The 11,335-nt window shown below is 49.6% G+C and carries 9 protein-coding genes, 1 tRNA gene and 1 pseudogene; 8 read left to right on the top strand and 3 right to left on the bottom strand.

Going from position 1 to position 11,335, the window contains the following annotated elements:
* Positions 1–115: pseudogene (locus tag IQ260_RS03965) on the bottom strand (photosystem II D2 protein (photosystem q(a) protein)); the annotation flags it as partial.
* Between the two features lie 337 nt (positions 116–452).
* Here IQ260_RS03965 and IQ260_RS03960 point away from each other — a divergent pair.
* The 5 genes from IQ260_RS03960 (at position 453) to IQ260_RS03940 (ending at position 3,528) form a co-directional block, all read left to right on the top strand.
* Positions 453–725, top strand: coding sequence for a hypothetical protein (locus tag IQ260_RS03960; protein WP_193991064.1), 273 nt, complete (start codon positions 453–455; stop codon positions 723–725).
* A 215-nt stretch (positions 726–940) separates the two neighbouring features.
* Positions 941–1,609 (top strand): energy-coupling factor ABC transporter ATP-binding protein, encoded by a 669-nt coding sequence (locus IQ260_RS03955; RefSeq protein WP_193991063.1) that lies wholly within the window; start codon positions 941–943, stop codon positions 1,607–1,609.
* 112 nt (positions 1,610–1,721) lie between these two features.
* The gene (locus tag IQ260_RS03950; RefSeq protein ID WP_193991061.1) at positions 1,722–2,273 is read left to right on the top strand and encodes an NYN domain-containing protein; all 552 of its coding nucleotides are present in this window, start codon (positions 1,722–1,724) and stop codon (positions 2,271–2,273) included.
* Between the two features lie 173 nt (positions 2,274–2,446).
* Positions 2,447–2,518, top strand: a tRNA-Asn gene (locus IQ260_RS03945).
* 275 nt (positions 2,519–2,793) lie between these two features.
* The gene (locus IQ260_RS03940) at positions 2,794–3,528 is read left to right on the top strand and encodes a response regulator transcription factor (RefSeq protein WP_193991059.1); all 735 of its coding nucleotides are present in this window, start codon (positions 2,794–2,796) and stop codon (positions 3,526–3,528) included.
* Between the two features lie 174 nt (positions 3,529–3,702).
* On the opposite strand, the gene chlP is transcribed toward IQ260_RS03940, so the two are convergent.
* Entirely contained in the window at positions 3,703–4,959 is a 1,257-nt protein-coding gene (gene chlP / locus IQ260_RS03935; protein WP_193991057.1) for a geranylgeranyl reductase, read from the bottom strand.
* Between the two features lie 423 nt (positions 4,960–5,382).
* Between chlP and IQ260_RS03930 the strand changes: the two genes are divergently transcribed.
* Both IQ260_RS03930 and IQ260_RS03925 read left to right on the top strand, forming a co-directional pair.
* Positions 5,383–6,399, top strand: a complete 1,017-nt coding sequence (locus tag IQ260_RS03930) for a hypothetical protein (RefSeq protein ID WP_228015509.1) — start codon at positions 5,383–5,385, stop codon at positions 6,397–6,399.
* 370 nt (positions 6,400–6,769) lie between these two features.
* Positions 6,770–7,777: a hypothetical protein gene (locus IQ260_RS03925; RefSeq protein WP_193991055.1), complete on the top strand. Its 1,008-nt coding sequence runs from the start codon at positions 6,770–6,772 to the stop codon at positions 7,775–7,777.
* Positions 7,778–7,843: 66 nt separating this feature from the next.
* On the opposite strand, the gene IQ260_RS03920 is transcribed toward IQ260_RS03925, so the two are convergent.
* A complete protein-coding gene (locus IQ260_RS03920; RefSeq protein WP_193991053.1) occupies positions 7,844–9,058 on the bottom strand; it encodes an MFS transporter in 1,215 nt (404 codons plus the stop codon).
* 213 nt (positions 9,059–9,271) lie between these two features.
* Between IQ260_RS03920 and ligA the strand changes: the two genes are divergently transcribed.
* Positions 9,272–11,320: an NAD-dependent DNA ligase LigA gene (ligA, locus tag IQ260_RS03915; RefSeq protein WP_322744894.1), complete on the top strand. Its 2,049-nt coding sequence runs from the start codon at positions 9,272–9,274 to the stop codon at positions 11,318–11,320.
* Positions 11,321–11,335: the final 15 nt, after the last annotated feature.

Genomic DNA, 11,335 nt, shown 5'->3' with positions numbered 1-11,335 from the left:
GGAACAACAGCAAACCGGACCACCCAACAAAGACACATCTATCGCGCTTGAGCCAGTCATCGACAACGTCGAAGACGCCCCGATTGGCTCCAGCACGGCCCATTGCTATGGTCATCTCAAATCCTCTAGTGTGATTTTCTAAAATTAGTAAAGATTCAGTAGTCCACTTACGAGGCGAGCGCGGGCACAAAAAATTGATTATGTAATCCGCGGTGCGGAATGATGCCTAAATGATTCGCTCGACTTTGTGAGTAGAAATGTTACTTATCTTTACTATTTCTCTCATTATAGGCGGATTTTTCTGAAAGGCTAGTGTCATTTTGCAAGCAGTATTTTCTCTTAAGATTTGGCTGTCCCTTGCCTTGCCTCAATTACCTCAATTATTGATGCCTGACTTGGGGGCATTTTTGACATACTAGAGACCGGACTTCTCAGATAAGTAATTTTTTCCTATGTATATAGTTGAGCTTTCGTTGAAGCATACGGCCCTACCGATGTCGGTCCAAAAAAAGACGATAGAGGCTGCGGATGAGACTTACGCTACGGTTTTGAATGCGCTCAAGACAGGGCAGCCTGTGATTCTTGAGCTGAGTTGCGACAAGCAGGAAGGCAAAAAGCTGGCGGTCTTGGTCAGCGAGCTGGCTGCAGTACAGGTTTATGAGAAATCTGGTGGAGCTTCATCCTCGGGTAAATCAGCAGGATTTTTTGCCATGGCCAATGATTAGGAAGCAGGATTTTATAAGATCCAAAAGTTCCAAACATTACTTCTGCAGGGGCGTTTCATGGAACGCCTGTACGGCCTAATTAAAGTCTCAGTCCTTAGTGCTTGCTGGGAAATAACCGTTTGAGTAAATCGGGGCATGGGCAGCTGGCAGTGGAGATTGTTTGACTGCCAGCTTAAAAGATGGACTGATGAGGGGGACTGCTGAGGGATTTGAAAATGAGTCGAGCGATCGCAATTGACGATTTGCACTTTAGCTGGGACTCAGGGGCATCGGTGCTGGCAGGCTGTTCATTACAGGTGCCAGCAGGGGAATTTTGTATGCTGCTGGGCACCAACGGCAGTGGTAAGTCCACACTTTTGAGGCTGTTGGCAGGACTCTTAGACGCGCCCCAGGGCACCATACAGCTGCCGAAACCGGTGGGGTTTGTCTTTCAAAACCCTGACCACCAGCTGGTGATGCCCACCGTCGGTGCAGATGTTGCCTTTGGTCTCGTGGATGAAAATATGTCCTATGCCGCTGTGCGTCAGCGGGTGGATGAGGCATTAGCCATGGTCAACCTGCTACATCTAAAGCGGCGACCGATCTATGCACTGAGCGGGGGACAAAAGCAGCGAGTTGCGATCGCAGGCGCCTTAGCCCAACATTGCCGAGTGCTGCTGTTTGATGAACCCACGGCGCTGCTTGATCCAGACAGTCAGCTGGAGCTGGTCTCCCAGGTGCGCGATCTAGTCAAAGATCAGGGCATTACGGCGCTGTGGGTGACCCACCGATTGGTGGAGTTAGATTATTGCGATCGCGCCATTTTGCTAGAGCAAGGCCGTGTAGCTGCCCAAGGAGCACCCGATCAAGTTAAGCAAGCATTAAAAAATTTACACCTGACCTAGCAAACTCAAACCCAGATTTAGGTAAGAAAAATCCTCAATCCACTAGGTTCCGGGGATAGTGAACGTTAAGCTAGAAGAATGATAGGCTTACACGTTACCTAGGCACCCAGAGATGACCGGTTCCACCTCGCAGGCAATTTTATTAGTCGATGGGTACAACATCATCGGTGCCTGGCCAGATTTAATAGAATTGCGAGATGTTCAGGGACTAGAGTTTGCCCGTAATGGCCTAGCTGAGACGTTGGCCAACTACAGTGCCTATAAAGGCTTTGAGACATTACTCGTCTTTGACGCCTATGGCCAACCCCAGACCCATCGCAGTGAATCATTAACTCAACATCTCTCAGTGCACTACACCAGCTTTGGTCAAACTGCCGATAGCTACATAGAAAGAACCTGTGCCAAGTTTCGCAATGATAGTCGCAAATTTCAAAAACGATTGATTGTGGCCACCTCTGACCGGGCTCAGCAGCTAACGGTGATTGGATACGGCGCTGAGTGGATGTCGGCCAACCAATTAGCCTCTGATGTTAACCTGTCAGTCCAAAACGTTAAACATCGCCAGAAACCCCAAAGGCACTCCAAACAGCGATTTTTATCCAAGTCACTAAATTCCGAAACTCAGGCCAAGCTAGCTAAACTACGAACCCATTTGATGCAGTAGAGGGAAATTAGCGGCAGGCTTTGCCCACAGAATGGCTGCCGCTTTGGGGCAAGCCCTCTTACACCCTAGGGCAACGAGGTTAGGCTCGCTCGATTTTTGAGATTTTCCAAGAAAGATGAAAAAATCCCTTGCACAACTGACATAGAATTGCCTATATTTATAAAGCTGAACAATCCTCAGTAGCTCAGTGGTAGAGCGGTCGACTGTTAATCGATTGGTCGTAGGTTCGAATCCTACCTGGGGAGTTAAAACCTGACAGAACTAATCAAGTTAGCTTCGGTAATATTTATTCTTTAGCGGCTGGATACCAGGCTGCTAGGCCGTTCCTCTGTGCGCTTTTGACGCATTGACAGGGGTAATCATGACGTAAATTAAACCTTAAGGTATCATCGTGTAAATTATTGTAGCGATACTATATAGTTGGGGTAACATTTGTCTCCCACTTTAAACTTTGATGAGAGGCAGTCAGGAAACCCTAGTTAGTTTCCTTATTCCATATAGTAAAACCTCTGTTTTTAAGATGCCTCGTATACTTGTCATTGATGATGATCCAGCCATTTCAGAACTGGTGGCAGTTAACCTGGAAATGGCTGGATATGATGTTAGTCAGGCTGAAGATGGTGTTAAGGGGCAGGCACTGGCTGTGCAGCTCTTGCCAGACTTGATCATGCTTGATCTGATGCTGCCTAAGGTAGACGGCCTTACTGTTTGCCAGCGTGTTCGCCGTGATGAGCGAACAGCCGATATTCCGGTATTAATGCTAACCGCCTTGGGGCAAACCCAGGACAAAGTGGACGGCTTTAATGCAGGTGCCGACGATTACCTCACCAAGCCATTTGAGCTAGAGGAGATGTTGGCGCGAGTGAGGGCATTATTGCGACGTACTGACCGCATTCCTCAGGCGGCAAAGCATAGTGAGATTCTGAATTACGGTCCGTTGACCTTAGTGCCCGAGCGCTTTGAAGCCATTTGGTTTGAGCGTACTGTCAAGCTAACTCACTTGGAATTTGAACTGTTGCACTGTTTACTACAGCGTCATGGTCAGACAGTGGCACCGAGTGAAATTTTGAAGGAAGTTTGGGGATATGACCCGAACGACGATATTGAGACTATCCGCGTGCACATTCGCCATTTGCGAACTAAGTTAGAGCCGGATCCGCGTCATCCTAAGTTTATTAAGACTGTCTATGGGGCAGGCTACTGTCTAGAGCTACCTCAGGATGATCAACTCTTTGCTAATCGCGCGGCCAGTTAGGGCGTGGGCATTTTGAGTGAGCATGGGAGAAGGCGATTTGTTTAGGTTTCATCAGTGGTCATACATATGGAAGTGTGGCATTGCATCATCATTATTAGCTAACAAAAAAGGGGGCCAAGGTTGGCCCCCTTTTTTGTTAGCTATAAAATCGCCAGGTATTAATACCTACAGCAGCTATTTGGCAATAGGCTCAACCGGGAAGTACTCAGCAGGAGCCAATGCATTACCACGAATTAAGCTGCCAATGGTTTTGGCAGTAATCTTCATCTGGGTAATGGGATTAGCGGGAACGACGGTTTTGTACAGATAGCTATCAAACGTGAGCTTCTGAACATCCATGTCGGCACACATTTCCACAAAGGCCTCACGGGTGGCATCGGAGCGGTAGAATACGCGCTGCAAAATATCCAACACGAGGTAGGTGACGCCGTACTGCTTGTCCCAGCGCTTGATATAGGTCTTAAGTTCGGCTTCAGTTAAGGCACGCTCACCACTATTGGATAGTTCAACAATAGTTTCTGCACACATGCGACCAGATTTAGCAGCAAAGTAGATCCCTTCACCGGAAGACTTGGTTACGGTGCCAGCGGCATCGCCAACTAGAGCAACCCGACCAACAACCCGACGCGGCCTGGGATGCTCAGGAATAGGATGGGCTTCTACCTTAATGATTTTGCCGCCTTCAAGACGCTTGGCAGCACGCTCACGGATACCCTTTTGCAGCTGCTTGATCTTGGCCTGGTTGACACGCATGGTGCCAGTGCCCACGGCAACGTGATCGTACTTGGGAAATACCCAAGCGTAAAAGTCGGGGGATACGTCGTCGCCGACGTACATTTCTGCTAGCTCTTCGTAGTAGCCCATCTTGTCTTCGGGTAGACGAATACGCTCTTGAAATGCGATCGCATAGTTATAGTCACCCGCATCAATTGCCCGAGCCACGCGAGAGTTGGCACCGTCAGCGCCAATCACCATGTCTACCTGAAGAGTCCTAGCATCACCCTGGAGCGTGCCATTGGAATGGTCGGCATAGTGCAGCGTGTAGGGATCCTTATCATTACCAGGAATCTCTAGCTTATGGACCGTACCGTTGATTACCTTGGTGCCAAGCTTCTCAGCCCGCTCACGCAGAAAGCCATCCAATACCTCACGGCGGCACATGCCAATGTACTCGTCATCCTTGAGAGTGCTACCGATATTGACCTCAATATTTGAAGGGGAGATCATTTTCATCTTGCGCACGCGGCGATCAATGATCTCGGGAGGCAAGTCAAATTCATCAACCATGCAAAGGGGAATCGCTCCACCACAGGGCTTAGCGTTGTCTAACTTGCGTTCAAATAGATAGGTTTCAATACCTGCTTTTACTAGCGTCTCAGCAGCAGAAGAACCTGCTGGACCGCCTCCAACAACCGCAACCCGAAGTGCCAAGGTTTTTCTCCAAATCGATTAAAAGCTTATGGTTCGTATGCTATCACGACGATTTGAGCTGTTTTGCGACACTCTCGCAGATGTAACAAAAATGAAACAGACAACAAAAAATAACGTTATACCTAGGGGCTTTGGCAACGACTCAAGAGGGTTATAAACAAAGCGAGTAAGTAGAGAATCCGTGAATAATCAACGAGTTAATTTTCTTAACGCTTCTGAAGAGAACACATTGTTAGTCGATTTTGACCACTAGTATTTCCTTAAGATTATGTTAAATTGTTTCATTTACCTGTATCCGTTCGGTTGGCAATAGCAAACGTGATATACCAGTATTGTTCGTAGTAACGTAACCGTGAATATTGTATTCCAACTTCATACTGGTTACGTGATTTTACGTACTTCGAAGAACTTTCGGAGAGACCAATGTTTCACATGCATGGAACCGACCTTAGGCAAGTACCTCGCAGTAACTCTGGCCCCGGTCGCCCCGCCCAAATGGCAGAGTTGTGGGCACGGAAATATTTGAGCAATCTTGCCGCCTGTGACCAGTCCTTGAAAGCTGGGGCAGTAGCAACAACCCGTGCCAGCCTCGTAGACCAGCTACTGTCAGACTTGAGATCGGCCAGTGTGAAAGCATGGAACTTAACCGAGTCGCTTCTAGCCCATGAGGTTAAACGCCACTGTATCCAAGCAAGCTTAGTGGACCCATGGCAGGTATCCAAAGATGTCTACGACATTTATGGCAAAGCCCTGGAAGCTTATGCCCACAAACTTTCACCTTGCCGATTATCTGTCAATATCTCGGCTGATCTGGGGAAAATACGGCAGCGGTATACCAGCGCTGACCCCAGGCTAATTGGGTTTGTTAGTATGCAGTTCCACTATTCTGGGCAGATGCTTTTAAAGAGTATCCCTAAGTCACAGCGAGCGCTGCTTTCCGCCTACTTCAAGGTTGTCGATGATCACCTGTACATGCCACTGCAGAGGGCCTACGATGCAGCAGCGGCCTACGACTATAGTGATGCGCGCTTAGGTGTCGTTCAAACATTGCTGCCCCACATAACAACGATTGCTAATAACGTCGTCAATCGGGTCAATCAGCTGTACCCTTCCTATCACTGTTATACGGACTGCCTGAATAGTAGACCGGTTCGCATATCCAGTATCCGCGATACTGAAATGTTCCAGGTCTACCTGTGGACCTGCGTTTTAGAGGGGCGTTTTAACGCCATTCAAGAGGAGCTTTTTCCGCTGTGCGTCATGCTTTATCCCACGCTGAAGGTGAATTGGGAGTTGGTTAGACAGATGTTGCACTTGTTGGCTCGAGAGTTTCGCCACCATACAACATTCGAACAGGAGCAATATTACGCACCGTATCAGGACGCCCTTTGGCAAATGTTTTCCCCCGATCTTTTCCCTGAGGTGATTGAAGTCGCTTAGGTGCTTCTGAGTGCTCTATTCTTTTTTGCCACACTAGCCTGCAGGGCTTGAATCTCTGTGGGCTGGTCTGCTGCTATCTAATTTTCAACACATTACGCCAATTGGCTGAGTAAATGCCGTTCCTTGTTTAGGGGCATTTACTTATATTTATAGATATCCATGAAAAATCCGAGCTTTTGTTAAGATAAGTAAACTAAGTAGTTTTAAGTAGTTTATAGTGCCTTGACTATGAAGCCGTTTGCCAATGGCTGAGGTTTTCCATGGGCAACACAGCTGTGTGATTTTCTCAGGGGCTATGAGAGGGGAAATGTTCGCTAACTGCCTACATTTGCTAGCCAATATTTAGAGTGTTTCCTAAGAAAAGTGTTAGATGCATCAAACTAATCAAGTGCAGGCGATAGCTGGAAATTGTACGAGTCCAGCCCAGCTAGCTCAGCTTTGGGCTAAACGATATATTAATTCCGTTGAAACTTATGACGATGCTCTGGACAATTCAAGTTTAGAGACAGAGACCCGCGCTACGCTTGTTGAGCATCTGACATCAGAGCTACGGTCTGCCAGCGCAAAGGCGTGGAATTTAACGGAAGCGTTACTGGCTCAAGAAGTCAAAAGACATCGCGTTAATGCCAAGTTGATTGACCCATGGAGCATAGCGGGCGATGTTCACAGGGTTTACTCTAGAGCACTAGCCGCGTATGCCAGGCATATTCCTCCCCAGCAACTATCGGTCAAAATTTCGGCTGGCTTAGGGGTGATTCGAAAGCGCTATACCTCTAGCGATCCACGGTTGATTGGTTTTGTGAGTATGCAGTTTCATCATTGCGGTCAGATCCTGATAGAGGCTGCCCCCGAAGATGAGCGCAATGCCTTAGCCTCCTACTTTAAGGTGATTGACGATCACCTTTACATGCCACTACAGAGGGCCTACAATGCTGCCGCCATGTATACCTATGGGGATGAGCGATTAAAGGTGATTCAAACACTTTTGCCCCACAGTACTGAGATCGCAACCAATGTCGTCGATCGGGTTAATCAGCTCTATCCCAACTATCAGTGTTATACCGAGCGTCTAGACAGTGCAGCGGTGCGCGTTTCTAGCGTGCGTGATACGGAGATGTTTCAGATTTATCTTTGGACCTGTGTATTGGAACAAAGTCTGGACTCTATTCAACAAGAACTTTTCCCGCTGTGTGTCATGCTCTATCCCACCCTTAAGGTGAATTGGGAGCTGGTCAGACAGATGCTGAATCTGTTGGGGCAAGAGTTTAAATGGCATGTGACCCATGGGCAGGAGCAATACTATGCTCCCTACCATGAGGCGCTATGGGAGATGTTCTCGCCGAGTGTTTTTCCTACGGTGATTGAGAGCAGATCTTAAACTTACAGGCCAATTGCACTGGTGCTAAGTGTATGGGGGATAACCGGTTCAGCACCAAATTACAACTCACGCTTTACCCATGTCTTTACGGAGCTGAGCTTGGAGGTTCTTTAAGATTAAGGCTCCAGCCAAAGTGCTCAGTATCAACCATAGCCAGAATGTATGGGCATGGTCGTTGTCTAAGGCCCAGCCCCCTAAGGGTGGCCCGATTAGATAGCCGATGGCCCAACACATAGAATTTACGGATAGATACACACCTCGCAAGTGAGAGGGTGCGATGCCAACGACCAGGGCCGAGGCGATAGGGGTATAGGCCACGGTGCCCAAAGCCATGGCCGTCAGACCGATCAGGACAAATATAAGGGGGGTGATCAGCTGCTGTCCTACGAGCCAGGTGCTAAAAAACATAACGGCCCAAAAAATTAAGGCAATCATTAGGGCGTAGGGCTGGTTAAATCGCTTGAGCCAGCGAGCTATGGGGAGTTGACATAGCGCGGTCAGAACAATGGCCCAAGTAAAAATTCCGCCCACGGCGGCATGGTTGTCAAGGCTGGTAAAACGGTTGAGATAGAGGGGAAGGGTGCTCTGAGACTGGGAGAGATAGAGGGGAAAGAGACAGTTAACTAGGACATAAATTTGGAGGGTGCGATCGCATACCGCCACTCGCCACCCCTGCCAAAAGCCCCCGGAGACGCGACGAGTGCTGAGGGTCTCAGTGATAGCCATAGCCACAATGGCGTAGAACACCATAAACGTGATGCCATCTAGGGCAAAGAGCACCCGATAGGCTTGAAATGCCGCAATCACGGCTCCGCCTAACACCACCCCCAGACTCAGACCTAGACTATCGGCCAAACGGACAATGGCAAACGCTTCGTTGCGATTGTGCTCGGTGGTGATATCGGCCACGACCGCTTCAGTGGCAGGCCAGTATAGACCGACTCCTAGCCCCATGAGTAGGTTGGCAACCACAAAGCCCCAAAAATCGTGGGTGATGACAAAACAGCCATCGGCCACTGCAGAAATGGCAGCGGATAGTAGCAGCGTGCGGCGTCTGCCCCAGCGAGGGGAATCAGCCATGGAACCGCCGGCAAATCTCCCCACCATGCCCGAGAGGGACTGACTGCCCAGCCCTAACCCAATCGCCGTCGCCGATAGGCCCACATCATCGGCAAAAAATAACGGTGCATAAAACAGAGTAAAGCCAATGCCCAGCTGGGAAAGCAAACGGCCAGCCGCCAAAATCCACAGACGAATATCAAGTGTGGGAAAAAATGTCACGATAGGTAATGCCTTTGTACTGATTGTCCCAGACTGGCTTGAATAGCCCTTATCTCTATGGAATGAGATCAATATAGGCGGGCCGGACGTTGTTAATCCCCCTAACCCTATTTAGTTTCCTAGCATCATGACCTGCATTGGGTAGAATTCAGTGGGCCTGTCCAGACAGGTGAATTTTGTAATTAGTTTGTAATTAGTTGAGTACTTGCAACGGTGATAACAGCAACAGTTCCAGCGGATCGGCAACAGCGGGCCAGGGAGCTGCGATCGCAGCTACAAAAAGCCAGCTATGCCTACTATGTATTGGACGCGCCCGATCTGCCCGACGAAGTCTACGACCGGCTTTATCGCGAACTGCAAGCGTTAGAAACTGAGTACCCACAGCTGGTTACCCTCGATAGCCCCACCCAGCGTGTGGGAGAAAAGCCTGCCAGTCAGTTCACTGCCCTGGAGCACAACATTCCACTCTACAGCCTGGAAAATGCCTTTGATATCGACGAATATCGCCAGTGGGAGACCCGCTGGCAGCGGCAAACCCCCGATGTTAACCAAGCGGCTGTAGTAGCAGAACTAAAAATCGACGGCAACGCTCTCGCCCTTACCTATGAAAACGGGCTGCTCACCCGAGGGATTACCCGAGGCGACGGCATTAGCGGCGAAGACATCACCCAAAATGTCCGCACTATTCGCTCCATTCCCCTGCGGCTACAAATCGACAATCCCCCGCCCCGTGTGGAAATTCGTGGAGAAGCCTTTATTCCCAATGATGTGTTTGAGCACATTAACACTGACCGCCTGGCTAAGGATGAAGCCCCCTTTGCCAATCCCCGTAATGCAGCTGCGGGCACCCTGCGACAGCTGAACTCCAAGGTCGTCGCCCAGCGGCGGCTAGATTTTTTTGCTTACACGCTGCTGCTGCCGGAGGGGGAAGGCGGGCTGTCATTACCTCAGACCCAAACAGACTCTTTGGCAGCTCTGAAAACCTTAGGATTTAAGGTTAATCCTAATCGTCAGCTTTGTCCCACCGCTGCGGATGTTGCTCAGTTTTACAAGTATTGGGACCAGGCTCGTACCGAGCTGCCCTACTTAACAGATGGTGTCGTCGTTAAACTCAATGACCTGGCACTCCAGGAACGACTTGGGTTTACCCAAAAATTTCCCCGCTGGGCCATTGCCCTCAAGTACCCAGCGGAAGAAGTCCCCACCCTCTTGCAGGATATGACGGTACAAATCGGTCGTACCGGAGCCGTTACCCCCGTAGCTGAGCTAGCACCGGTACAGCTAGCCGGGACTACGGTTGCCCGCGCCACATTGCACAACGCCGACCGCATTTCTGAACTCAACCTGCACAAAGGCGACACCGTCATCGTCCGCAAGGCTGGTGAAATTATTCCAGAGGTGGTGCGGGTGCTCCCCGAGCTGCGACCAGCGGGTGCCGAGCGCTGTCAGCTACCCAACCATTGCCCTGAATGCGGTGAAACATTGGTAAGACCTGCCGATGAAGCGGTTACCCGCTGTATCAATCCCACCTGTCCGGCCATTGTGCGGGGTGACCTGATCCACTGGACCAGTCGTCAAGCCTTAGACATTGCAGGTCTGGGTGAAAAATGGGTCCACCAGCTCCTAGACAAAAAATTAGTTAGCTCCGTGGCCGATTTATATGAACTAACCGTAGAGGATCTACTGCCCTTGGAACGAATGGGTCAACAGCTAGCTCAGAAACTAGTGGATGCGATTCAAGCATCTAAGTCACAGCCCTGGTCGCGGGTTTTGTTTGGGTTGGGAATTCGTCATGTGGGTGTGGTCAATGCTCAGCTGCTAACCCAGGAATTTTACACAGCAGACCGTTTAGCGGCAGCGGACCCCAAGGAGATTGAAGCAGTATATGGCATTGGTCCAGAAATTGCCTATTCGGTCCATGAATGGTTTCAGGGAACTACCAATCAGCGACTGATAGAGCAGTTGAGAACAGTGGGGGTGCAGCTGGAGGGACCACCGCCCGCGAGCGAGCCCATGCATCTACCCATGGCTGGCAAAACCTTTGTGCTCACAGGCACACTGCCCACCCTGAGTCGTCGAGAGGCCAAAGCCAAAATCGAAGCCAGCGGCGGTAAAGTGACCGGGTCAGTCAGTTCAAAAACAAGCTATGTTGTGGTCGGTGTAGATGCCGGATCAAAGCTGGCAAAGGCTGAAAAACTAGGTATTCAACGTTTGAGTGAGGATGAGTTGATAGCGTTGTTGCAAAAAACAGTATCCCCCTAAATTTATTCTTTAGGT

Origin of the sequence: Leptolyngbya cf. ectocarpi LEGE 11479 (genome assembly GCF_015207065.1) — a bacterium.
Lineage (GTDB): Bacteria > Cyanobacteriota > Cyanobacteriia > Phormidesmidales > Phormidesmidaceae > Leptothoe > Leptothoe ectocarpi.
This window is presented reverse-complemented; position numbering and strand designations above follow the sequence as displayed.